Annotated in this window: 19 protein-coding genes; 4 read left to right on the top strand and 15 right to left on the bottom strand. The window is 57.7% G+C overall.

The features are described 5' to 3' along the window. Positions 1-39 precede the first annotated feature (39 nt). Both ACHUE7_RS05715 and ACHUE7_RS05710 read left to right on the top strand, forming a co-directional pair. Positions 40-909 (top strand): HlyC/CorC family transporter, encoded by an 870-nt coding sequence (locus tag ACHUE7_RS05715; RefSeq protein WP_348477267.1) that lies wholly within the window; start codon positions 40-42, stop codon positions 907-909. Between the two features lie 283 nt (positions 910-1,192). Further along, positions 1,193-2,569 carry a class II fumarate hydratase gene (locus ACHUE7_RS05710; RefSeq protein ID WP_394169110.1) on the top strand — a complete coding sequence of 459 codons (1,377 nt, stop codon included), beginning with the start codon at positions 1,193-1,195 and terminating at the stop codon, positions 2,567-2,569. A 4-nt stretch (positions 2,570-2,573) separates the two neighbouring features. On the opposite strand, the gene ACHUE7_RS05705 is transcribed toward ACHUE7_RS05710, so the two are convergent. The 7 genes from ACHUE7_RS05705 to rplU all read right to left on the bottom strand — a co-directional run bounded on the left by ACHUE7_RS05705 (position 2,574) and on the right by rplU (position 9,863). Beyond that, positions 2,574-5,174: an efflux RND transporter permease subunit gene (locus ACHUE7_RS05705; protein WP_394169109.1), complete on the bottom strand. Its 2,601-nt coding sequence runs from the start codon at positions 5,172-5,174 to the stop codon at positions 2,574-2,576. 54 nt (positions 5,175-5,228) lie between these two features. After that, positions 5,229-5,681: a methyltransferase family protein gene (locus ACHUE7_RS05700; protein WP_394169108.1), complete on the bottom strand. Its 453-nt coding sequence runs from the start codon at positions 5,679-5,681 to the stop codon at positions 5,229-5,231. A 123-nt stretch (positions 5,682-5,804) separates the two neighbouring features. Continuing rightward, the gene (locus ACHUE7_RS05695; RefSeq protein WP_394169107.1) at positions 5,805-6,422 is read right to left on the bottom strand and encodes a DNA-3-methyladenine glycosylase I; all 618 of its coding nucleotides are present in this window, start codon (positions 6,420-6,422) and stop codon (positions 5,805-5,807) included. An 85-nt stretch (positions 6,423-6,507) separates the two neighbouring features. Next, complete coding sequence (gene proB, locus ACHUE7_RS05690) at positions 6,508-7,641, bottom strand: glutamate 5-kinase (RefSeq protein WP_394169106.1); 1,134 nt, start codon at positions 7,639-7,641, stop codon at positions 6,508-6,510. A 68-nt stretch (positions 7,642-7,709) separates the two neighbouring features. Continuing rightward, positions 7,710-8,912: an Obg family GTPase CgtA gene (gene cgtA / locus ACHUE7_RS05685; protein ID WP_394169105.1), complete on the bottom strand. Its 1,203-nt coding sequence runs from the start codon at positions 8,910-8,912 to the stop codon at positions 7,710-7,712. A gap of 372 nt (positions 8,913-9,284) precedes the next feature. Further along, entirely contained in the window at positions 9,285-9,539 is a 255-nt protein-coding gene (rpmA, locus tag ACHUE7_RS05680; protein WP_127556322.1) for a 50S ribosomal protein L27, read from the bottom strand. 12 nt (positions 9,540-9,551) lie between these two features. After that, the gene (rplU, locus tag ACHUE7_RS05675; protein WP_394169104.1) at positions 9,552-9,863 is read right to left on the bottom strand and encodes a 50S ribosomal protein L21; all 312 of its coding nucleotides are present in this window, start codon (positions 9,861-9,863) and stop codon (positions 9,552-9,554) included. Positions 9,864-10,121: 258 nt separating this feature from the next. On the opposite strand from rplU, the gene ACHUE7_RS05670 reads away from it, so the two are divergent. Beyond that, entirely contained in the window at positions 10,122-11,090 is a 969-nt protein-coding gene (locus ACHUE7_RS05670; protein ID WP_348477256.1) for a polyprenyl synthetase family protein, read from the top strand. 27 nt (positions 11,091-11,117) lie between these two features. Here the strand turns inward: ACHUE7_RS05670 and ACHUE7_RS05665 are convergent, their stop codons facing one another. From ACHUE7_RS05665 to ACHUE7_RS05645, 5 genes are all read right to left on the bottom strand, one after another. Then, positions 11,118-11,783: a flagellar brake protein gene (locus ACHUE7_RS05665; protein WP_348477255.1), complete on the bottom strand. Its 666-nt coding sequence runs from the start codon at positions 11,781-11,783 to the stop codon at positions 11,118-11,120. A gap of 71 nt (positions 11,784-11,854) precedes the next feature. Then, complete coding sequence (locus tag ACHUE7_RS05660) at positions 11,855-13,063, bottom strand: hypothetical protein (RefSeq protein WP_394169103.1); 1,209 nt, start codon at positions 13,061-13,063, stop codon at positions 11,855-11,857. Next, positions 13,060-13,974 (bottom strand): SDR family oxidoreductase, encoded by a 915-nt coding sequence (locus tag ACHUE7_RS05655; RefSeq protein ID WP_394169102.1) that lies wholly within the window; start codon positions 13,972-13,974, stop codon positions 13,060-13,062. The genes ACHUE7_RS05660 and ACHUE7_RS05655 overlap by 4 nt, the downstream gene beginning before the upstream one ends. Positions 13,975-13,986: 12 nt before the next feature. Next, positions 13,987-14,550, bottom strand: coding sequence for a single-stranded DNA-binding protein (locus ACHUE7_RS05650; RefSeq protein ID WP_394169101.1), 564 nt, complete (start codon positions 14,548-14,550; stop codon positions 13,987-13,989). 262 nt (positions 14,551-14,812) lie between these two features. Continuing rightward, a complete protein-coding gene (locus tag ACHUE7_RS05645) occupies positions 14,813-16,042 on the bottom strand; it encodes an MFS transporter (RefSeq protein ID WP_394169100.1) in 1,230 nt (409 codons plus the stop codon). A gap of 428 nt (positions 16,043-16,470) precedes the next feature. Here ACHUE7_RS05645 and uvrA point away from each other — a divergent pair, with 428 nt between their 5' ends. Next, positions 16,471-19,320 carry an excinuclease ABC subunit UvrA gene (gene uvrA, locus ACHUE7_RS05640; protein ID WP_394169099.1) on the top strand — a complete coding sequence of 950 codons (2,850 nt, stop codon included), beginning with the start codon at positions 16,471-16,473 and terminating at the stop codon, positions 19,318-19,320. A 22-nt stretch (positions 19,321-19,342) separates the two neighbouring features. Here the strand turns inward: uvrA and mazG are convergent, their stop codons facing one another. The 3 genes from mazG to cysM form a co-directional block, all read right to left on the bottom strand. Continuing rightward, the gene (gene mazG, locus ACHUE7_RS05635; protein ID WP_394169098.1) at positions 19,343-20,164 is read right to left on the bottom strand and encodes a nucleoside triphosphate pyrophosphohydrolase; all 822 of its coding nucleotides are present in this window, start codon (positions 20,162-20,164) and stop codon (positions 19,343-19,345) included. A 364-nt stretch (positions 20,165-20,528) separates the two neighbouring features. Continuing rightward, positions 20,529-22,775, bottom strand: a complete 2,247-nt coding sequence (gene relA, locus ACHUE7_RS05630; protein WP_127556332.1) for a GTP diphosphokinase — start codon at positions 22,773-22,775, stop codon at positions 20,529-20,531. 161 nt (positions 22,776-22,936) lie between these two features. After that, positions 22,937-23,836 (bottom strand): cysteine synthase CysM, encoded by a 900-nt coding sequence (gene cysM / locus ACHUE7_RS05625; protein WP_348477244.1) that lies wholly within the window; start codon positions 23,834-23,836, stop codon positions 22,937-22,939. Between the last annotated feature and the right edge of the window lie 93 nt (positions 23,837-23,929).

Here is a 23,929-nt window from a genome sequence, read left to right as displayed (position 1 = left end):
GACTGACCCGGGAAACATTTGCAGAGGACACGCACTAGCATGAGCGACGAACGACCCACGAGTAGCAACCCCGGTAGGAAATCCTGGCTGGAACGCCTGTCGGATGCCTTCACCGGGGAGCCCAAAGATCGCGACGATTTGCTCACTATCCTGAACAGCGCACAGGAAAACGACATTCTGGATAACGAAGCCTTCAAAATCATCGAAGGCGCGCTGAATGTCTCGGACATGCACGTCAGGGATATCATGATCCCCCGTTCCCAGGTGGTCAGCCTGGAAACCAACGACAGTATTCAGCACTGGCTATCGCTGATCGTGGAGTCCGGACACTCCCGTTTCCCGGTACTGGGCGAAAACTCCGACGAAGTGGTCGGGGTGCTGTTGGCCAAAGACCTGCTTGGCCTTGGCCTGCAAACCCAGTTTGATCTGGATGACATGAAAAAGCGGTTGAACACCATCATCCGCAACGTCAACTTCGTGCCGGAAAGCAAGCGCCTCAACGTCCTGCTTAAAGACTTCCGCAGCAACCGCAACCACATGGCGGTGGTGGTTGACGAATACGGGCAGACCGCGGGCCTGGTCACCATTGAAGACGTACTCGAAGAGATCGTCGGGGAGATTGAAGACGAACACGACGACACCGTCGATGCCAACATTCGCCCCAACGGCAATGGCGGCTTTCTGGTTCAGGCACTGACCCCGATTGAAGACTTCAATGAACATTTCTCGACCGAACTGAGTGATGAGGAATTCGATACCATCGGTGGCATCGTTATGCATCAGTTTGGCAAGGTGCCCCAGCGTGACGAATCCATCACCCTGGGCGAATTGCTGATCCGGGTCGTGAATGCCGATAACCGCCGGGTTCGCGCTTTTGAGGTGAACCGACTGCAACCCCAGACCGACTGAATCCTGCGGGTCTGCCATCCAGACCCGCCCCTCTCCTGTTTTTGCCAGCCCGCCTGATTGGACATCCCGGTTCAGAACTCTAGTAGGTTGTTGAAAAAGGCGTCCTGCCTTTTTCAAAACACGAGAACCAAAAATTGCGATTTTTACTTCTCTCTCAAGATCAATGATTTAGCACTCATCGATCTTGCCGGAACATCCATGTTCCGGCAGCAGGTTGCTTAAATTCTGCGAATTTCAACAGCCTGCTAGACTGTGTGCAAACCTGACCATTGGAGTTGCAGCCATGCGCATCGAAAAAGACAGCTTTGGCGAAATGTCCGTTCCCGACGACGTACTGTACGGCGCCCAGACCGCCCGGGCGCTGTCCAATTTCGGACTGTCCGGCGAGGTGATGCCACCCCGCTTCATCGAAGCCTGCCTTGCCATCAAGGCCGCCGCTGCGGGGGCTAATACAGAACTGGGGGTTATTGCCGGAGACAAAGCGAGCGCCATTCAAAACGCCTGCCTCGAAGCCCGCAAACACAACAATGGCCACCAGTTCCCGGTCGACGTGTTTCAAACTGGCTCTGGCACCAGCACCAACATGAACGTCAACGAAGTGGTTGCCCGCCTGGCCGCGACGGCCAGCGGCCTCGACATCAGCCCCAACGATGACGTCAATGCCAGCCAGAGCAGCAACGACACCATTCCGGCGGCGATACAGATCAGCACGGCTCTCGCACTGGAAGAGGACCTGCTGCCGGCCATCACCGCGCTCAAAAACAGCCTGAGCCAGCAGGGTGATGCGCACAGAGAGGTGGTCAAAACAGGCCGCACTCACCTGATGGATGCCATGCCGCTGACGCTGGAGCAGGAGTTCTCTGCCTGGATTGAAGCGCTGGACAGCTGCCAGCGTCGTATCAATCAGTGTCTGCCCAGACTCAAGGCCTTGCCACTGGGAGGAACCGCCATCGGCACCGGCATCAACGCCCCCCAAGGCTTTGCCGAGCTGGCTTGCCGGCATCTGAACCTGCAGATTGCCAACGATTTTTGCCCGCACAACAACGCCTTCTACGGCATCAGCACCCAGGATGTCTCGGTTGAGGCATCGGGTTTGCTTAAAGGACTGGCGACCAGCCTGATCAAGATCAGCAACGATCTGCGCTGGATGAACAGTGGCCCGCTGGCCGGTTTGGGGGAAGTCGTGCTGCCGGCCCTGCAGCCGGGCAGCAGCATCATGCCAGGGAAGGTCAATCCGGTGATTCCGGAGGCCGTGCTGATGGCCTGCTATCAGGTTATCGGCCACGATACGGCCATCACACTGGGTGCCCAGTCCGGAAATTTCCAGCTAAACGTCAGCCTGCCGCTGATCGCCCGCAACCTGCTCGACAGCATTGCATTGCTGAGCCAGAGCTGCGAACACCTGGCGCACAAGGTCATCGATGATCTGAAGGTGAATCACGAGGCCCTATCCGGGCCGCTGCACCGCAACCCGATTCTGGTCACCGCGCTGAATCCGGCCCTGGGTTATCTGAAAGCAGCGGAGGTCGCAAAAATCGCCTATGCCGACAACCGGCCCATCATCGAAGTCGCCCTGGAAAAAACCGACCTGAGCCGGGAAGAGCTGGAATCTCTGCTCGACCCGGCCCGCCTGGCACATCCATACCGGCAAACCGACTGAACGGTCAGTCCTCGGTGCGGTGATGCCCTTCAATGGTCCCGAAAGGCCGGGTCAGCACAATAAGACGCGGCAGCAGGGTTAGTGAACCCAGCAGAGCCACAGCCATCGCAAGGGCGGTTAGCAGCCCAAAATACAGGGTCGGGCGGAAGTTCGACATCATCAGAATGGAGAAGCCCAGAATGATGGTCAGGGAGGTATAGAACATGGCCTTGCCGATGGTGTTGTGGCTGCGCGACAGCGCCCGCACATAGTCACCGTCTTTGGCGAATTCACGCTTGTACCGAACCAGGTAATGAATGGTGTTGTCGACGGCCATGCCGATGGTAATGCTGGCGATGGTGATGGTCATCATATCCAGCGGAATGCCAAACCAGCCCATGATGCCGAGCACAAAGGTCGCCGCCAACAGATTGGGCGCCATTGCCAGCAAGCTGAGCTTGAAGCTTCGGAACAGAATCAGAAACATCAGCAGAATGCCCAGAAACACCACGCCCAGCGTCAGAACCTGAGAGCCAAACAGGCTTTGCAGCATGTTGTTGTACAACACCATCATGCCGGTCAGCTGTATCTGACCCGGCTCAAAGCCCAGTTCTTCAACGGCATCCCGTTCGATCCGCTCCAGAAAGGCGTTGCGCTTCAGGCCATCCATTGAATCCAGAATGCGAACGTTCAGTCGCGCCTGGTTATGCTCTACCGAGACATAGGGGTCGATGACCAGGTCCCGAAATTCACTCGGGATAACGGTATACAGCAGCGCCAGCTGTACGTTCGTCAGCGCCTCATCGTCGTTAAAGCCTTCGGCAATTTCGATCATGGTGGCCAGCGACAAGACCTTCCCGGTTTCCGGCTGTTCATCCAGGTAACGGTGCATCGCCTTGATGCGTGCCACTTTTGACTGGGTGTACCAGTATTTCTCCGGGTCATCTTCCGCCCCAAAGTCGTCGCTGAAACTGCCTACCGACGCACCACCACTGCCAAACCCCTCGTCGACGAATCCATCCTCTTCGGCGAAGCCTTCGTTTACGAACCCTTCGTCTACAAAGCCTTCCGGTTCCTCCTCAGCTGGCTGGCTAGCAGAATCCCGCTCCGGTACGTCCTCGAAATTAATCAGCACTTCCAGGGGGGTCGTGCCACCCAGACGCTCGTCGATGACCGTCATGCCCTGGTAGATGTCAGTACTTTGATCGAAATAGTCGATGAAGCTGTTTTCGACGACCAGTCGGGTAATACCTATCACCGTGAACGCTGCCAACGCCAGGCTGGTTACCAGCACCGCATTGCCGGATTTAAGGGTAATGCGGGCCAGCAAGCGAGTGGTTTTGCCACCCGATGATTTTTCGGCAGTGCGCTGATCTTTCCCCGCCAGCAGCAGCAATGCCGGGAACAGCGAAAAGGTCACCAGAAAGGCGCAGGCGATGCCCAGAGACATCATCCAGCCAAAGTTGATCACCGGGCGGATGCCACTGAACAGCAGTGACATAAAGGCCACCCCGGTAGTCAGGGCCATATACAGGCAAGGTACGGCGATGCGCTTGACCGCCGTCATCACCAACTGAGCCTGGTCCCAGTCGTGATGTTTACGCAACAGTTCTCGGTAACGCACGATCAGGTGAATCGACATCGACAGGGTGAGAATCAGCAACAGGGAGATGAAGTTGCTGGAAATGACCGTAACCGGCCACCGCCCCAGCCCCAGAATGCCCAGCATGGTTACCACAACGGCACCACAGCACAACAAGGGCATGATCACCCAGCGCGGTTGCCGGAATATCACGGTTAATGTGGCGATCAACAGAAACAGAACACCCAGTCCAAAGGTGATCAGGTCATTGCGCACGAAGGTGATGATGTCATCGGCGATCATGGGTACACCGCCCAGAAACAGCTGGGCATCGTCCTGGTGCTCTGCCATGACCTCTCGCACCGCAGCAATGGTTTCGTGGACCATGGCCGCACGGCGATTGCTCTGTTCCTTGAGCATGACCTCAACGCGCTCAAGGTCGGCCGCTATCGAATCGGGCACCTCGGCCGTACCCGCCTGTTCGGTCAGCGATGCTTGCAAAGTCAGCAATTGCTCCCGGGTCGTATCACGAGGGAGATTGATTTGCAGGGCGGTGGTGTTTTCTTCCAGATTGAGCAGCAGGTTGACGTAGAGGGGGCTGTTGGCGAGCTCGGTGCGCGCCATCTCGACGTCCGTCTCCGGGTCCTCCAGCGTCTTGATGTTCGAGACCAGTTCGGTCATGGGTACCGGCGGGTTCGACAGCAGAGGCACGTCCAGTACGGTCAGGACTGAATCAACACCCCGCAGATCACGCAGATCGTCACGCAGGTCTTCCAGCCCGGCCAGGGAGGCATCGGAAAACAGGGATGTTGGCGGGGTGTAGGTCATCACCAGGAAGTCCTGAGCCCCATAGCGCTCTGCGGTTTCCCGGAACAGGGCCAGATCCTCGTCATCTTCCAGCAGCAATGCATCGGCGGACGCATCCAGGCTGAAGTGACGCGCCTGAGTCGCCAGCAAACCGATCACCAGCACCAGGCCGATGAGTACCCAAAGGGTATACCCTGTCAAAATACGCTGATAAAGCGCCCACATACGCTGGCCCATGTCAGGCTCCCTGTCGGTGATCCAAGCACATGCTCGCGGAGCATTCAGCCGGCTTCAGAGCCAGCGACGCACCCGTTGACAATATGCGGTGTAAGACGGTCCGTGCCGTTCGAGCAACCGCTTTTCCTCAGGCCGGATAAAGAGTCTGTGCAATGCAAACACAAAAACCGGCAATACCACCCAGGATGACAGCGTACCTACCCAAATGGCCAGGCCCGCAGCGATCATTAGCTGACCCAGATACATGGGGTTACGGCTCAGCCGATACACCCCACGCTCGACCAGAGGCCCCTGAACGTTGCCAAATTCAACTGAGGCACCCGCCCGCTGCAGCTCCCGATCCGCAATCAGATTCAGAGCTGCCCCCAGTGCAATGGGGATCAGGCCGATAAAATTCCACGGGTTCGGGAACAGCAGTGTCAGTGGCTTGATAAAATGCAGTGAAAAAATGGCCAGCATGACCAGCAGACCGAGCGCCGGGGGTAAAAAAGGCGGCTTGTGAGACATGAAACACCACTTATAACAGATTCAAAGCCCATAACAGGCACGGTTTGGCATTCGGATCAGCCTGACCAGAACGTGCCTCAGTGTAAGGGGCTCTGGCCCCGGTTACAGCCGTCGAAAGTCACCTTATTGGCGCAATTGGAAGGATTCCGCTTCCTCCCGGCATGCCTGATAACAATGACATCCGGTCAGATGATCCATCACCAGGCCGGTTGCCTGCATAAAGGCGTAACAAATGGTTGGCCCGACAAAATTGAACCCGCGCTGCTTGAGAGCCTTGGACATGGCACGGCTCTCGTCCGTTTCGGTGGGCACCTCGGCCAATTCCCGCCAGGCATTGACGATCGGTCGGTTGCCGGTAAAGCCCCACAAAAAGCCAGCAAAGTCTTCGCCTGCTTCGCGCATGGCGACGTAGGCGCGGGCATTGCGTATCACCGACTGAATTTTAAGCCGGTTGCGCACGATGCCCGCATCACCCATCAACCGCTCAACGTCAGCGTCGGTAAAATGCACCAGCGCATCAGGGTCAAAATCGGCAAAAGCGGCCTCATAACCAGCTTGCTTGCGCAAAATGGTGATCCAGCTTAGTCCGGCCTGCTGTCCGTCCAGACACAGCTTCGCGAACAGTGACTGGCCATCCGCTACCGGCCGCCCCCACACTTCGTCATGATACGCCTGATACAGGGAATCTTGCCCGCACCAGCCACAGCGGTTCAGCTCCGCTCTGTCTTGTTCATCTACCAAAAATCATCTCCCTGCCCCATGAACACTTGCCCGGCCGCCATGTAATGATCAGCCCTACAGGGCGCCATCTCAGCAGGGACAATGGTTACAACAGAACCAGATTATCGCGATGCACCATTTCCGGCTCATTCACAAAGCCCAACACTGACTCAAAGCTCGCCGAAGGTTTACGACACAGGCGAATCGCATCGTCCCGGTCGTAATTCACCAGGCCACGGCCTATGACAACGCCCTGTTCGGTCACCAGTGAAACACATTCACCCCGGCGAAACATCCCTTTGGCGTCGGTCACGCCCACGGCCAGCAGGCTCTTGCCCTGCTCGGTCAAGGCCCGCACCGCACCGGCATCCAGCACCAGTTCACCCCGAGTTTGCAACTGACCAGCGAGCCACTGCTTGCGCGCCGCCAGAGGCTCAAGATCGGGCGTCAACTGGGTGCCGAGTGCCTCGCCCTGGCGCAAACGCAACAGCACATTCTCGATCCGACCACCGGCAATCACCGTTACCGCTCCACTGCGTGATGCCAGGCTCGCCGCCCGCACCTTAGTGACCATGCCACCACGACCCAGGGCGCCGCCGCCAGTAGCCATTTGCCGCAGGGCCGGGTCGCTGGCCGATGCCTGGCTGAGCAGTCGGGCATCCGGGTTGGTCCGGGGGTCGGCGGTGTAGAGGCCGTTCTGATCGGTCAACAATATCAGAGCGTCGGCCTCAACCAGATTGGCCACCAGCGCGCCCAGGGTATCGTTGTCGCCAAACCGGATTTCATCGGTGACCACGGTGTCGTTTTCATTGACGATGGGGATCACCGGCAGCGGCAGCAAAGCACGCAGCGTACTGCGCGCGTTCAGGTAACGCCGCCGGTCAGAGAGGTCTTCGTGGGTCAGCAGAATCTGAGCAGTGTGCAACTGGTGTTGCTGAAACAGGTCTTCATAGGTTTGCACCAGCTTGGTCTGCCCCACCGCGGCGGCGGCTTGCAGCAGCTCCATCGATTCCGGTCGCTGGCTCCAGCCCAGCCGATGCATGCCTGCCGCCACGGCACCCGACGACACCAGTATCAGTTCGACACCACTGGCCCGCAACGTTGCCATCTGGTCGACCCACTGGCGAATGCGCACCACATCGAGGCCACGGCCATCATTGGTTAGCAAGGCCGACCCGATCTTAACCACCCAACGCTGCCCTGCCGTTACGGCCGAATGCCTAACCACGCTTTCAGACACACCTGATTCCTTCTGCAATCTGCCAAACACCCGACCCAGATCCGGTTACGCCCAGGCGTCTATCCTGATCAGGGGGTGTAAACAACCTCGACATCATAATCATCGTCGTCATCGTCAAAGTCATCGTCATCCGCCTGCTCTGCCTTGCGCTTGCTGCGTCGGCGTTCAGACAGGGTTTGAATGCGTTCACGCGCTTCCCGCTCTACCTGGTCGCGGTGTTCGGTATCTGCTTCCAGCAAATCAGGGTCAGCCGCCAGCGCGGCGCGGTGCTCTTCAAGCCAGTTCATCAAATCGCGCACCAGCGGCTGGGTGCCTTCGGCTGAAATGGCCGAAATCACATAGACCGGGCCTTCCCAGTCAAGCGCCGAGACCACCGAATCGACCAGTGCCTGGCGTTCATCCTCGGGCACCATATCGATCTTGTTCAACACCAGCCAGCGCTCCCGTTGCGCCAGTGTCGGGCTGAACTGCTCTAACTCGTTAACAATGGCGACGGCATTTTCGGCCGGGGTAGACTCATCAAAGGGGTACATATCGACCAGGTGCAACAGCACCCGGGTACGCACCAGGTGCTTCAGAAACCGGATACCCAGACCAGCACCGTCAGAAGCGCCCGCAATCAGCCCGGGAATGTCCGCCATCACAAAGGACCGCAGCGCATCCACCCGCACCACGCCCAGGTTGGGCACCATGGTGGTAAAGGGGTAGTCAGCCACTTTGGGCTTGGCCGCGCTGACCGCACGAATCAGCGTCGATTTACCGGCATTGGGCAGACCCAGGAGCCCAACATCGGCCAATACCTTCAGTTCCAGCCGCAAATTCCGGCTTTCGCCGGGGGAGCCTTTGGTAAACTGCCGCGGTGCCCGGTTTGTACTGGACTTAAAGCGAGTATTACCCACACCGCGATGGCCGCCCTGTGCCACCTTGACGGCATCACCCGCCTCGCGCAAATCGGCCAGCACTTCCTCGCTATCGGCATCAATGAGTGTGGTACCCACGGGCACTACCAAGGTGATATCGGCGCCTTTGTGACCGGTCATATCCCGGCCCTTGCCACCTTCGCCATTCTCGGCGTTATAGCGACGCACAAAGCGGTAATCAATCAGGGTGTTCACGTTTTCGTCGGCACGAACATAGACACTGCCGCCATGACCACCATCGCCGCCGTCCGGGCCGCCTTTCTCAATGTACTTTTCCCGCCGGAAGCTGACACAGCCATTGCCGCCTTTGCCGGCTTCCACGGTAATTGTGGCTTCGTCTACGAACTTCATCTGATCAGCCTCTGGGGAATAAAGACCGGCTCACTTGAACCGGCCTCGAAATTTGGGTTGTTTGCTCGGCGGCTATTGCCACAAAGCGTCACTATAGCATTTGTACAAAATCCTCAGGTTCCTGGCATTGGAACAAGGATTTCTCAATCAATAATGGGTTAAGGCAACCGCCAAACCAAGTGTCGGCTGCCGGGTAGGTCTGTCTGGGGGAGTCCGCACCATGGATGCTGCGGTCTAGGCCCCAGGGAGGGGTTCACGCCGACCCTAGACAGGCCCACCCGGCAGCCGATACGAACTCCCGGCACCAACCTTCGAACAGCCATAAAAAAAGCCCTGCAAGGCAGGGCTTTTCAGAGTGTGTCAACGTGCCAATCAGGCAACGATGTTCACAAACTTGCGGCTATGCTCGCCCTTGGTAACAAATTCGACCTTGCCGTCTGCCTTGGCAAACAGGGTGTGGTCTTTACCAATGCCAACATTGTTGCCAGCGTGAAAACGGGTACCGCGCTGACGGATGATGATGGAACCGGCTGTGACAGTCTGACCACCGAAGGCTTTAACGCCAAGGCGTTTGCTCTGGGAATCGCGACCGTTACGAGTACTACCACCTGCTTTCTTGTGAGCCATGGTTTCTCTCCGTTATGCTGAAATACCAGTGATTTTAACTTCAGTGAACCACTGACGGTGGCCCATTTGCTTCATGTGGTGCTTACGACGCTTGAACTTCAGGATCTTCACTTTCTTGTGACGACCATGAGCAACCACCTCGGCAGTTACCTTGGCACCCTTAACAACCGGCGCGCCAATGTTCACTTTCTCACCGTTAACCACCAACAGGATTTTATCAAAATCAATGTTAGCACCGGTCTCGGCTTCAATTTTTTCCAGCTTCAACGTCTCGCCTTCGCTGACGCGGTACTGCTTGCCACCACTTACGATTACAGCGTACATGTATCTCTCCAATGATTAAAACCAATCCGACCTGCAGCGGTTCATTTCTTAACCTGTGTCTAAAGGCAACGCCTACGCTGGGAGCACCCTATAACAGGGAATGAAGCAGGTCGATCAGGGCGCGCAATAATACGGATTTCGCGGCATGGAAGCAACCCCCATTCTACGCTGTGCAACGACGGCAGGCCAGCGCTTCTTGACACGGCCGCAGGGGCTACCTAGCATCGCCCGCTGGCGTTTATCACAAAGACCCCCCGCATGGATCAAAAAGCTGTATTTGCCACCGTCAGTCAGGAGTTCGAGGCGGTCAACCAGACCATATTGTCTCAGCTCGAATCCCGCGTACCGCTGGTTGAAAAGATCGCCGACTACATCATCAGCAGCGGTGGCAAACGTCTGCGCCCCCTGCTCACCCTGCTCGCTGCTGGCGCAAGCGGTGGCATTGATACCCGCCATTATCAGCTGGCAACCGTCATTGAATTCCTGCACACCGCCACCCTGTTGCACGATGATGTCGTCGACACATCCGATCTGCGCCGTGGCCGACCCACCGCCAATGCGCGCTGGGGCAACGCTCCCAGCGTACTGGTGGGCGACTTTCTCTATGCCCGGGCGTTTGAATTGCTGGTCGATATCGGTGCCATGCCGGTGATGAACCGCCTCGCGGTGGCCACCCGCACCATCGCCGAAGGCGAAGTCATGCAACTGATGAATGTGCGCAATCCGGACGCCACCGAAGCCCAATATATGGATGTGATCAAGGGTAAGACTGCGATTCTGTTCCAGGCATCAAGTGAAACCGCGGCGCTGATCAATCAGCAATCGGAAGACAACACCGACAAACTGGCTGCCTATGGCTTGAATCTGGGGTTGGCGTTTCAGCTGATCGACGATGTGCTCGATTACGACGGCAATACGGAAACACTGGGCAAGAACGTCGGCGACGACCTGGCCGAAGGCAAGCCCACTCTACCGCTGATCCATGCCATGCAGAATGCCGGCGCGGACGAAGCCCAATTGATCCGCCAGGCCATTCGCAAGGGCGGACTGGATGACCTGGACGCCATCATCGACATCGTACATCGCTGCGGCTCCATCGATTATGTGCGCGACAAGGCGCTGGCTCATGCGGCACTGGCACGGGAACAACTGGCTGGTTTCAGTGACTCAGCCTATAAAACCGCCCTGATGAGCCTGACCGACATCGCTGTGCAGCGCGATACCTGAATCCGGGAGTCCGTCGGTGTGGTGCGGCTAGCGCTCCGCTCCCCGGGCGATCTGGGCATTCACAAAGGCCTGCAACGCCAGAAAATCCATGTCAGACACAAAGTTAAATTCGATGCCATAAGCAGCCATGCTGTTGCTCAGTTCGAACTTGTCGAGTTCGGCCCGAATCCGGCTTTCAATGGTGATGACCCGGGTAACATGCCCCACCGTCACCTTGCCAGTCAGCAATAGGGTGTCGCCGGTTTCACCGCACGGTTGCAGGGTTTCCAGGCGGGCACCTGTTGTCGACAGGTCTACGATGGCACCGAACGCCCGCTCCTGCCCCGGCTGGCTCTGGTTAACGATAGACACCTGCACATTGGCCAACACCCTTTCCGCCTTGCGAATCTCACCCGCCTCAACCCGGTTTGGCCAGGCCAGGTGCAGATAGGCCGTTGGTATGGAACACAGATGCTGTACCTGAGTACGGAACGCACAGGCGTTTTTGTTGGCAAAGAAGCGCAGAATAACGGGCTGTTCCTTGCGCACCAGCAATGGTCGGCCATCACCCACCAGTGGCGTGGTAACCAGCACCGACCGGCCCTGAATGTGGCCTATCAGCTGACAATTGTACCGCTTCTCGTCACCGGCGATTTCCAGTTTCATGCCAAGGCCAACCGGCAGCCTCAATGACGGATAATCAACACTGGCCATGGCCAGACTTCCTTCCATAAGAGCAGCAGCCGGGGCTTGCAGACACCCCGCACCAGCTCAGTTTGCACCAATCACGGTTCATTGAACGGCAATTGTTCACGCGTTGACTCAATCAGCTCGCGCAATTGTCGCTCGTTCAGTGCCGCGCCATTAGACAGCCAGGGCTCCCAGAATTCTCGCGCCGGCATTAAACGGTCATCGGTCGCGGGCCGAAAATCTTTACGATCTTGCGCATCAATGCGGCGTAAATATCCCAGCATCTCCAGCCCGGCCACGTTGGCAACCATGTCTTCGGCACTGAAACCGGAGCTGCGTGTTTCCGCATCCGACCATTCCTTGTAGGTGGCCAGTTCCAGCGCTGCATCGGGGTTCATCTGAGTGCCCAGCCACATGGCCAGGGTGTAGTGCCGCGCCAGATCATAGCGACCGTGTAAGGTCAGTCGCTGGCCAGAGAGCCGGGGCAGATCCACACCCGGTCTCATGCCCGATACCGAGCCGAGCGTTGCATAAGACAGGGCACCAAAAACGGCACTGCCATCCTGATTAAAGTCGAGGTTGGGGCGCTGGGCCAGGGCGATCAGTACGTCCCGCAGCGGAATCCGCTGACGGCCATCGGCGACAAAGAAATCGCGCACCCACTCGACTTCCTCGACCAGGCGCTCGCGCTGCCCCGCTCCCGACCAGAATGGCGCGAAATCATTGAGCCAGCCAGTAAGCTCCGGATCGGTCCATTCGGTTGAAAACGTCAGGCTACCATCGCCCATATCCACGACCGGGCTTAGGGTTTGCCACAGCTGTTCGGCATCGCGCACTGCAGGCAGGTCAGCCAGGCGTGCGTTGATCCGGCGCACGACCCACTTCGGAACGACGACCCCGCTGATCCATAAACGGTGCAATTCGAAAGGCCTGCCAGGCGACCAGGTCAGTCGCAGCGGTAAAAAGCGGTCCAGCCATCGGGTTGGGTACCAGGCTTCCAGGGTCAGGATGTCTGGCGTAATGCTTGCCCGGAACTGAGTATGGGTTAAGGCGGGCTGAGTCGAGGCCAGCAAAATGGCCAGCTTCTGGACGTCATCCTGCTGCACCGTAAGTGCTATCGCCTGACCCGGCTCCAGGCGCGCGGGATGGTAGTCATCCAGCCACTGCCGGTATTTGCTCAAATCGGAAAAAGGAATGATAGTACGGGGCGCGCTGTCACCGGGAACCGTAATCCACCAAGCCATCAGAATCAGAACCAGTACAACGGTAACCACTCCCACGGCAAGGCGCCGCAACCACCTCACGAATCGCCCCCGGCGCCAGACGACTCGGGCGGTGGCTCGAAACAGAACTTCAGTGCATCCTGAACACCACGACGCCAGGGCAATTGCTTGATACCGAAGGTAGCGAGTATCTTGCGTGTACTCAGCTCAAGGTTCTGCGGGCGCTGGCGCTCATCCTGACCGGGCGGGTAGGTGGCCTCGACCGACTCTACCTCGACATCAATACAGGACTTGGTCGCCTTGACGATGGCTTCGGCAAAAATATGCCAGTGGGTCACATCGCTCCCGGCATAATGGTAGGTCCCCCACAGGGGGGGATCCACGTCGCAGTCAACCTGCTCCAGCATGGCGATAACCACCCGCGCCAGGTCAGCCGCCGCCGTCGGACACCCGCGCTGGGTGTCCAGGACGCGAATCACATCCTGCTCCTGGGCTTGCCGTATGATGTGGGTCAGAAAATTGGGCCGGTCGGCGCCAAACACCCAGGAAGATCGCAGAATCAGATGGTGCTCGCACTGCTCGCGCACGGCCAGCTCCGCCTGTGAAAAGGCGCGGCCGGCAGCGGTAACCGGCTGCACCACATCCTGTTCGGAGTAGGCGGTGGTTTTGTTACCGTCAAACACCTGTTCGCTCGATACTTGAAGCAGCGCAATACCGGCGTCCTGGCAGGCAGCAGCCAATACGGCTACCCCGGTATCAATCTGGTGCGGCCAGCACGAATCCACACAGACCTCAGGTTCCAGATCATTATGAACATAGGCATTGATGACATAGTCTGGCCGGTGCTGCCTTAGCAGCGCCGTCAAGGCTTCCCGGTCATTCAAATTCAGCTCTGCATCGGGAATCAGAACAGCCTCGATACTCCTGGCCGACACCAACCGGCCCAGCGCCCGCCCCAACTGCCCTTCAGCATCAGTAACCAGTAATTTCACCCGGCAACAGCCTTAAAACGGGATGTCATCGTCGAAATCGTCGAAATTATTGGCTGGCTGATGCCCGGTCTGCGGAGCAGGCTGGCTCGGTGCCGGAGATGGCTTGCCGCCAAAACCGCCCTGCGGCTGGCCGCCGCCAAAGCCCCCGGCGTTCTGTGGCGCATTGCCCTGATAACCGGTGTTCTGGCCACCCTGGCTTGCGAAACCGCCGCCCTGCGAGGCACCCGGATTGTCACCGCGCCCGCCTATAAACTGCATTTCGTTGGCGACGATCTCGGTGCTGTATTTCTCCACACCGTTTTGATCCTGCCATTTACGGGTTTGCAGCCGGCCTTCAATGTAGACCTGTGAGCCCTTGCGCAGATAGGTCGCCGCGTTTTCAGCCATTCGCCCAAAAATCACAATACGGTGCCATTCGGTGCTATCGGACCGGTTTCCCTGCTCGTCGCGCGGGCCCAGTTCATTCGTGGCCACATTCAGGTTGACAACCTGAGTGCCCGAGGCAGTCGCCCGCACGTCCGGGTCCTGCCCAAGGCGCCCCAGGATAATGACTTTGTTAACTGTTCCGCGTGCCATAAAGTTGCATCCTATTCTGTAAAAAGTCGTTTCAGGGCGGACACCCGTGCACCTGCACCCGGAACAAGGATGTTCCGGCGAAATCCATGACAGCCACGTCATTGATTTCGGGAGGAAAGCGAAAATCACTCTTTTTGCTTTCCGTGTTTTGACAAAGGCAGGAAGCCTTTCTCAAAACCTGCCAATGTTCCCTGCATCAGTCGTTGTTATCTTTGAACCGCTCCAGCGATAAATCAAGGGCTGTATACCAGGAGCCTACTGATCAGTGCAGCGACAAATCCGGGTTCTCGCCACTGGCTTGGCGGCTGGCCGCACCGGCCGATGGACCAGCCACACTCCGGTCAAGCGCCCATAGTAACACCATCCACACCAGCATCGCTGCGATGCCGATCATGCCAATACCAACCATTCCCCACTGCTGATAGGCCCAGCCTCCACAGAGCCCGCCGAGCGCTGCGCCCAGAAACTGGCCCGTTGAAAACACGCCCATGGCGGTGCCCCGCGCATACTCGGGTGCGCGACGGCTAATCAGCGACGGCAGACTGGCCTCTACAAAGTTAAAACCCACGAAAAACAACCAGACCAGTCCGATACTCAGCCAGGCCACTGAACTCAGCCCCAGACCCGCCATCGCCAGGGTGATAAAGGCTCCGGCAAGGATCAGAAACGCCCGGTGTGCCTTGCGGCGCTCGGCCAGGGCGATCATTGGCACCATCCCCAGAAAAGACAATACCATCACCGGTGCATAGACCCAGCCAAGCTGATCGCCCAGGATACCCTGTTGCACCAGCACGACCGGCAACCCGACAAACATCATAGTCATGGTCAGGTGCAGTACAAACACACCGATATTCAATGGCACCAATTGCCGGTCACGGACTACCCGCCCCAACTGACTGCCCTGCCAGCGGCGTTCTTCATGCACTTTCGCCGGCGGCGGGGTCGGCAGCCAGTACACAATCACCAGGCCCGCCAACGCCATCAGCGACGTTGCCCAGAACACACCGGACAAGCCAAAGGCACTGGCGATGACCGGGCCGATAATCACCGCCAACACAAAGGAGCCACCAATAATGGCGCCCACGATGGCCATCGCCTTGGTACGCTCTTCCGGGCGGGTATAGTCAGCCAGCAACGCCAGAATAACGCTGGCGATGGCCCCAGCCCCCTGCAGAGCACGGCCGATAACCACACCCAACACATGCTCCGACAGTGCAGCGATTACCGACCCGATGATAAAAATCAGTAACCCGGCGGCAATCACCGGCTTACGACCGAACCGATCCGACAACATCCCCAGCGGAATCTGCAACACCGCCTGGGTAATGCCGTAGATCCCCAGAGCAATACCCAAAAGCACCGTCGTGGCACCCGTCAGGGACTGGCCATACAGGGTCAGTATAGGTAGCACCATAAACAACCCGAGCATGCGCGAGGCATACAGCAGCGCCAGGCCGGTCAGCGCCTTTTTTTCCAAACTGTTAAAAGCCATAAAGTGGCAATGTCCGTAATGTCCCAGGTTCAGTGCCCAGGCTATTCAATTAAGTCTGTTAACGAGTGTCGATCCAAAGTCGCGCATGGTACCAGAATTGGTTCCCGTTATGCTTGCCACATACAGCATTTTTCAGGGGGTCTTAAGTACTCAGGCTAGGTAACCACGGTTGACCAGCGCTGGGTATCGGGTGCAGAACTGATGGGCGTCGAGCCCCATAGATGGGGCTCGCCGAGCTTACAGGGAGGTACTTGCAGCGTCCCATCAGGTCTGTACCCGATGCCCAGCGCGAGTTATAGCCACAGTATCCAAAACAGCCTCCATCGAACTTGGGTTCTGTACGTTTATACAGTAAACTGGATCGCTTGCGTATCTGCTCAGGCTTGCAGCCGCAACCATCATTGCATCAGCCGGAAAAAGAGGAAGGCATGGACAAGATTTCCGTCCAGGGGGCTCGCACCCATAACCTGAAAAACATCGATGTGGACATCCCACGCGATAAACTCGTCGTTATTACCGGCCTGTCCGGGTCGGGCAAATCGTCCCTGGCTTTCGATACTCTTTATGCCGAAGGCCAGCGCCGCTACGTCGAATCGTTGTCGACCTATGCCCGCCAATTCCTGTCAATGATGGAAAAGCCCGATGTCGATCACATCGAAGGCTTGTCTCCGGCTATTTCCATTGAGCAGAAGACCACCAGCCACAACCCGCGCTCAACCGTGGGCACCACCACCGAAATTTACGACTACCTGCGCCTGCTGTATGCGCGGGTCGGCGAACCGCGCTGCCCAGACCACGATGAAGCTCTGGAAGCCCAGACCATCAGCCAGATGGTCGACCAGGTGCTGGCGTTACCCGAAGGCAGCAAGCTAATGATGCTGGCCCCGATCATCGATGATCGCAAGGGCGAACACCTGCACGTATTCAACGAGTTGCGGTCTCAGGGGTTTGTACGGGTTCGGGTCGATGGCACCGTCATGGATCTCGATGAAGTGCCAGAGCTCGATAAAAAGCGCAAACACAGCATCGAAGCCGTGGTCGACCGCTTTAAAGTGCGGGACGACCTGAAACTACGCCTGGCCGAGTCCTTCGAGACCTGCCTGACCCTCTCCGGTGGCATCGTGAAAATGGTCTACATGGATGGCGACGGGCCGGACATGTTGTTTTCCAACCGGTTTGCCTGCCCGGTCTGCGGCTACTCGATCACCGAACTTGAACCGCGCATGTTCTCGTTCAACAACCCGGCCGGTGCCTGTGAGCAGTGCGATGGTCTGGGCATGAAGCAGTATTTCGACGGTGGCAAGGTGGTGCGCGATGCCGCCCTGTCGCTGGCCGAAGGGGCAATTCCGGGTTGGGACCGGCGCTCGGTCTACTATTTCAGTCAATTGCAGTCACTGGGCGAGCATTACGGCGTCGATATCGACCAGCCATTCAAAGACCTGCCCAAACGCTTCCAGCGCTATGTGCTGGACGGCACCGGCAAAACCGAGATCGAATTTTCATACGTTAACAGTCGCGGCGCCACTTACTCGCGCAACCACGCCTTTGAAGGCGTGATGCCCAACATGGAGCGCCGCTACCGGGAAACCGACAGTCAGATGGTGCGTGAGGAACTGTCCAAATTCCTCACCGAGCAAGACTGCCCGGGCTGTCATGGCAGCCGTCTGAAACAAAGTGCGCGCCACGTGTTCGTCAAGGGCATTAACCTGCCCGAAGTGACCCACATGGCCATTGGTGACTCCCTCACCTACTTCAAAGAACTGACACTGACCGGATCACGCGCCCAGATCGCCGATAAAATTCTGCGCGAGATTGTTCAGCGCATGACCTTTCTGGTCAATGTCGGGCTCGATTATCTGACCCTCGACCGCAGTGCCGATACGCTCTCTGGCGGTGAAACCCAGCGTATTCGCCTGGCCAGCCAGATCGGCGCCGGCCTGGTTGGCGTGATGTACATTCTGGATGAACCCTCCATCGGCCTGCACCAGCGCGACAACGATCGCCTGCTGGAAACCCTGACCAACCTGCGCGATATGGGCAACACCGTGCTGGTGGTCGAGCACGATGAAGACGCCATTCGCGCCGCCGATTTTGTACTCGACATCGGCCCCGGCGCCGGCATTCACGGCGGGCACATCGTCGCCTCGGGCACACCAGCCGACATCATGTCCAACCCGGAATCCCTGACCGGCCAGTACCTCAGTGGCAAACAGCGCATTGAGGTGCCGAAAAAGCTGACTCCGATGGATCCGAAGAAGCTATTGACCATCAGTGGCGCGCGCGGAAACAACCTCAATGACGTGACCCTGAACCTGCCAGTGGGGCTCTTTACCTGCGTCACCGGGGTTTCCGGTTCCGGCAAATCAACACTGATCAACCAGACTTTGCACCCACTCGCCGCTACCGTATTGAACAAAGCCACGACTCTGACACCGGCAGCGCACGACAGCATCAGCGGCCTGGAACATTTTGACAAGGCGGTCGACATCGACCAGAGCCCTATTGGCCGCACCCCACGTTCAAACCCCGCGACTTACACCGGCATTTTTACCGCCATCCGCGAGTTGTTTGCTGGTACCCAGGAAGCACGCTCACGCGGCTATCAGCCGGGCCGGTTCAGCTTTAACGTCAAGGGTGGTCGCTGCGAAGCCTGCCAGGGCGATGGGCTGATCAAGGTGGAGATGCACTTCCTGGCCGACATCTACGTGCCTTGCGATGTCTGTACCGGCAAGCGCTATAACCGGGAAACGCTCGATGTCCGCTACAAGGGCAAGAACATTCACGAAGTGCTGGAGATGACCATCGAAGAGGGTCGGGCTTTCTTCGACGCCATTCCTGCCCTGTCACGCAAGCTGCAAACGCTGATTGATGTCGGCCTGACCTACGTCAAACTGGGGCAAAGCGCGACTACCCTCTCGGGCGGTGAAGCCCAGCGGGTTAAGCTGGCGCGGGAACTGTCGAAACGCGACACCGGCAATACACTGTACATTCTGGATGAACCGACCACCGGCCTGCACTTTCACGACATCAAGCAACTGCTGGCGGTACTTCACCGGCTGCGTGACCATGGCAACACCGTCGTGGTGATCGAACACAACCTGGATGTCATCAAAACAGCCGACTGGATCATCGACCTGGGGCCGGAAGGCGGAGGTCGGGGTGGTTACATCATTGCCGAAGGCACGCCAAAAGAAGTCGCCAATAACAAGGCATCAGCAACCGGAAAATACCTGAAGCCGCTGCTGAAAGCCGGCGCCAAAGCCCTGGAAACGGCCTAAAAAACGCTATAAAAGAACCCCGTCAGCGGGGTTCTTTTGCCTTAGCCTGATTCCAGAAATCATCGAGGCTATCGAGACTGTGCGCAGACCAGTCGCCTCCAGTAGCCTGAACCTGCTCTTCCACCTGACTGAACCGGGCTTCGAATTTACGGGCGGCTTTGCGCAACGCCTGTTCCGGGTCAACATCCAGATGGCGGGACAAATTGGCGATCACAAACAACAGATCGCCGAGCTCTTCTTCAGTGTGGTCCGCATCACCCGAAGCAGCCGCTTCACGCAACTCAGCCAGTTCTTCATCAACCTTATCAAACACGCCACTAACATCAGGCCAGTCGAACCCAACCCGAGCAGCTCGCTTCTGCAACTTGCGGGCTCGCAGCAAGCCAGGCAATGAACGGGGCACATCGTCCAGCAGTGATACAACACGGCCGCTGCTTTGTTTCTCAACGTCTTTTATCTGATCCCACTGACCATTGACTGTACCGGCATCGGTTTGTTGGTTGGGGTCAATCTGGCTTTCAAGCGTGCCGGCAGGAAAGACATGGGGATGGCGACTGATCAGTTTGGCAACCAGATCGTGAATCACGTCATCGAGATCAAAGCGCTGTTCTTCGGAAGCGATCTGGGCATAAAAAACAACCTGAAACACCAGGTCACCCAGCTCCTCGCGCAGGTGCTGATAATCGCCGCGTTCAATGGTGTCGATAACCTCATACACCTCTTCCAGCGTATGGGGCACAATCGACTCGTAGGTCTGCTCCAGATCCCACGGGCACCCCGTCCCCGGCGTGCGTAATCGCTGCATCAGCGTTTTAAGATCGTGATAATCGTATCGTTGAGTCAAGCTTAATTGCCTTCTATTTTCGCCAGTGCATATTGCTGGTGCTGGGAGTCAAAAACTCAAGTTTCGGAGTTCGCTCAGGAGACTAGCACCGGGTGTCGGGTATGCCTCTGTGGGGTAGTCCGCAGCATGGACTATAACGCCAGGAGCGTTATAGCATGAGCGAAGCGAGCCCAAAGGGTGAATCCCAGGGATGGGATTCATATCCTGCGGCCTAGGCCCGAGACCGGTGTGCCGGACCAGACGTACCGCCATGGATGGATTTACGCCGACCCCACAGAGGCATACCCGGTATCCGGTGCGAACCAATGCCATTCAGGCGCCCCCGAACTCCGAAACTTGAGCTCCCGTGAGTTCCCGCTGGCCACTAATGCTTAACACGCGGCATTACCCGCCGTACATCCGCTACGTTGGCGATTTTCGACAGCTGGGCCATCACCTTGCCCAATGAATCGATGTCTTCAATTTCCACTGTCAGCCTCATGTCAGCCTGGCTTTCATCCTTGTTTGACAGGGTATTAACCGACGTCACGTTAATATTGCTGTTGGCCATGATCATCATGATGTCGCGCAACAGACCGGTTCGGTCATAGGCCAAAATATTCAGCTCGACCGGATAGGTTCGACGAGTCTCCCCACCCCAGCTCACTTCAATAATGCGCTCGGGTTCCCGGTCTTTCATTTGCAGCAGATTCACGCAATCCTGCCGGTGGATCGAGACGCCCCGGCCCAGGGTGATGAAACCCACCACCGGGTCGCCGGGTACCGGCTTACAGCAGTTCGCAATTTGCGTCATCATGTTGCCGACGCCGTGAATGACCAGGTCGCCACTGGGTTTCAGCTCACTGGCTGTCGACAGCTGGATTTCATCCGGACGCTGCGGGTTAACCATGGCTTCGGCCGAATGAACCACCTGCATCAGGCGCAAATCACCGGCGCCAAGCGCTGCGTACATGTCATCGGCCATCTGAAAGTTGACTCTTCTGGCCAACTCGTCCATATCCAGCTTGGGCAGGTTGAAGCGCTGCAATTCGCGCATCAGCATCGCCTTGCCTTCGCGCAGGTTTTCAGTGCGATCCAGCGACTTAAACCAGTGCCGGATCTTCGCCCGGGCACGCGAACTGTGCACATAGCCGAGGTCCGGGTTCAGCCAGTCGCGGCTCGGCGCCGGGTCGCGGCCCGTCAATACCGACACCTGATCGCCGATCTTGAGTCGATGCGTCAGCGGTACAATGCGACCATTCACCTTGGCACCCCGGCAACGGTTGCCGACGTCAGTGTGGATCTTGTAGGCGAAATCGATGGGTGTGGCGCCCTTAACCAGGTCTATAACATGGCCCTCGGGGGTCAGTACATAGATGCGGTCGGTGGCGACATCGGCGCCCCACTCTTCCACCATCTCCTGGATATCGCCGAGCTCGTCGTGCCATTCCAGAACCTGGCGCAACCAGTTGACCTTCTCTTCGTAGCCGCGCGAATGCGCCTTGCCCTTGGCATCGGTGCCCTTGTAGACCCAGTGCGCGCAGATACCCAGTTCGGCATCGTCGTGCATCTCATGGGTACGAATCTGAACTTCCACCACCTTGCCTTCCGGCCCAATGACGGCAGTGTGCAGAGAGCGATAACCGTTGGACTTGGGCGAGGCGATGTAATCATCAAATTCGCGGGGTATGTGGCGCCACAGCGAGTGCACAATGCCCAGTACCGTGTAGCAATCGCGCACATCCGGCACCAGCACGCGAAACGCCCGGATGTCGTACACCTGGCTGAAGCTGATGTTCTTGCGCTTCATTTTGCGCCAGATCGAATAGATATGTTTGGCCCGGCCCTGAATTTCGGCCTTGATCGCAGCCTTTCCGACCTCTTCCTGAAGAATGTTCTGCACATTCTCGATGTAACGCTGCCGGTCCAGACGCTTTTCATCGAGCAACTTGGCGATTTTCTTGTAATCCAGGGGTTCGATGTACCGGAAAGACAGGTCTTCGAGCTCCCATTTCAGGTGACCGACCCCCAGGCGATGCGCCAGTGGTGCATAAATATCGAAGACTTCACGCGCCACCTTGTAGCGACGCTGGGCGGGCGCGTTTTTCACTGCCCGGATGGCACAGGTCCGCTCGGCGAGCTTGATCAGGGCAACGCGAACGTCGTCAATCATCGCGACCAGCATCTTGCGCACCGCTTCGCCCTGAGTTTCATGCTGTCCAAGCACGGCACGGCGCGTCGACTTATGCTTGGTGTGGATGGCAGCCATGCGCAAGACGCCTTCGATCAACATGGCTACCTGCGGACCAAATTGGTCACGCACGGTATCCAACGGCAGCTCCTCTTCACGCACCGTGCGATACAGGATGGCGGCGATGATGGCATCCTGATCCAAATTCAGTTCTGACAGGATCTCGGCCATTTCCAGGCCCGTACGATAGGCCGACTCGCCTTCTCCCCAATGGTTCTTAGGGGTTTCGGCTTCTTCTTCGGCCACTCTGGCGATGCGACAGGCCCGCAGCAGTTCTTCCCGGTCAAGCAAGGGGTTTTGCTGTTCGACACGGACCAGCCAGGACTCCAGGTCCACCGTTCCGTCACTGAACACGGGTTGATCTTCGCGTACCTTAACCATCAGCTACTCATGTGTTGTTCAAATCGTCACATAGCCAGGCTATGCACAGACGTCCTGTCGCGGAGGACCTCCCCGAAACCGGGCGCACCTTAGCCATTGAACTCTTCTGGCGCAAGGACCTTTTGCCGGCGCCCCTTCGCCGTAGCCAGTTTCGGGCCAGTTCAATCTTTGCCAGAAAAAACGCCGGTCGAAAGATACCGGTCACCCCGGTCACAGATAATGGCTACGATGACGGCATTCTCAAGCTGTGCACTGAGGCGCAGGGCACCGGCTACTGAGCCACCGGACGACACACCGGCAAAAATGCCTTCTTCGGCCGCCAGGCGACGCATGGCCACTTCTGCCTCGTGCTGATTAATATCCAACACCTGGTCTACCCGGCTGGCCTCATATATCTTGGGCAGGTAGGCCTCTGGCCAACGACGAATACCGGGAATCTGGGACCCTTCATCGGGTTGCAGCCCCACGATTTGAACAGCCGGGCTCTGCTCCTTGAGATAACGGGAAACGCCCATAATGGTGCCGGTTGTGCCCATGGATGAGACAAAATGGGTCACTTGGCCCTGAGTATCGCGCCAGATCTCCGGCCCCGTGCTTTCATAATGGGCACGGGGGTTATCCGGGTTGGCAAACTGATCGAGCACCCGACCCTTGCCTTCCGACTGCATCTGCAACGCCAGATCGCGCGCGTACTCCATGCCCTGCTCCTGGGTGACGCTGATGATCTCGGCCCCATAGGCGCGCATGCTGGCGCGACGCTCTTCACTGAGGTTTGCCGGCATGATCAGAATCATCTTGTAGCCCTTGATCGCAGCCGCCATGGCCAGGGCAATACCGGTGTTTCCGCTGGTGGCTTCAATCAGCGTATCACCGGGCTTGATGTCACCCCGCTCTTCGGCATGCTGGATCATGCTGATCGCCGGCCGGTCCTTAACCGAACCCGCCGGGTTATTGCCTTCCAGTTTGAGCAGGATGGTGTTGGTCGTCTTGCCAGCCATGCGCTGCAGACGAACCAGTGGCGTGTTGCCGACAAAATCTTCAATCGTCGGATATGAGGGCATTACCTGCCTCCTAGCAAAAAAGTGCGGCTATGATACTGCGTTCGGGCGCTGGTGCGTAATAGCGCCTGCTTTTAACCAGCAACGTCAGCGCTA

It is taken from the genome of Saccharospirillum alexandrii (assembly GCF_043641555.1).
Lineage (GTDB): Bacteria > Pseudomonadota > Gammaproteobacteria > Pseudomonadales > Natronospirillaceae > Saccharospirillum > Saccharospirillum alexandrii_A.
This window is presented reverse-complemented; position numbering and strand designations above follow the sequence as displayed.

Excerpts from the sequence above, each read along its gene's own strand:
- ACHUE7_RS05715 (WP_348477267.1), top strand. The coding sequence starts at position 40 with ATGAGCGACGAACGACCCACGAGTAGCAACCCCGGTAGGAAATCCTGG.
- ACHUE7_RS05710 (WP_394169110.1), top strand. The coding sequence starts at position 1,193 with ATGCGCATCGAAAAAGACAGCTTTGGCGAAATGTCCGTTCCCGACGAC.
- ACHUE7_RS05705 (WP_394169109.1), bottom strand. The coding sequence starts at position 5,174 with ATGGGCCAGCGTATGTGGGCGCTTTATCAGCGTATTTTGACAGGGTAT.
- ACHUE7_RS05700 (WP_394169108.1), bottom strand. The coding sequence starts at position 5,681 with ATGTCTCACAAGCCGCCTTTTTTACCCCCGGCGCTCGGTCTGCTGGTC.
- cgtA (WP_394169105.1), bottom strand. The coding sequence starts at position 8,912 with ATGAAGTTCGTAGACGAAGCCACAATTACCGTGGAAGCCGGCAAAGGC.
- rpmA (WP_127556322.1), bottom strand. The coding sequence starts at position 9,539 with ATGGCTCACAAGAAAGCAGGTGGTAGTACTCGTAACGGTCGCGATTCC.
- rplU (WP_394169104.1), bottom strand. The coding sequence starts at position 9,863 with ATGTACGCTGTAATCGTAAGTGGTGGCAAGCAGTACCGCGTCAGCGAA.
- ACHUE7_RS05670 (WP_348477256.1), top strand. The coding sequence starts at position 10,122 with ATGGATCAAAAAGCTGTATTTGCCACCGTCAGTCAGGAGTTCGAGGCG.
- ACHUE7_RS05665 (WP_348477255.1), bottom strand. The coding sequence starts at position 11,783 with ATGGCCAGTGTTGATTATCCGTCATTGAGGCTGCCGGTTGGCCTTGGC.
- ACHUE7_RS05650 (WP_394169101.1), bottom strand. The coding sequence starts at position 14,550 with ATGGCACGCGGAACAGTTAACAAAGTCATTATCCTGGGGCGCCTTGGG.
- ACHUE7_RS05645 (WP_394169100.1), bottom strand. The coding sequence starts at position 16,042 with ATGGCTTTTAACAGTTTGGAAAAAAAGGCGCTGACCGGCCTGGCGCTG.
- uvrA (WP_394169099.1), top strand. The coding sequence starts at position 16,471 with ATGGACAAGATTTCCGTCCAGGGGGCTCGCACCCATAACCTGAAAAAC.
- relA (WP_127556332.1), bottom strand. The coding sequence starts at position 22,775 with ATGGTTAAGGTACGCGAAGATCAACCCGTGTTCAGTGACGGAACGGTG.
- cysM (WP_348477244.1), bottom strand. The coding sequence starts at position 23,836 with ATGCCCTCATATCCGACGATTGAAGATTTTGTCGGCAACACGCCACTG.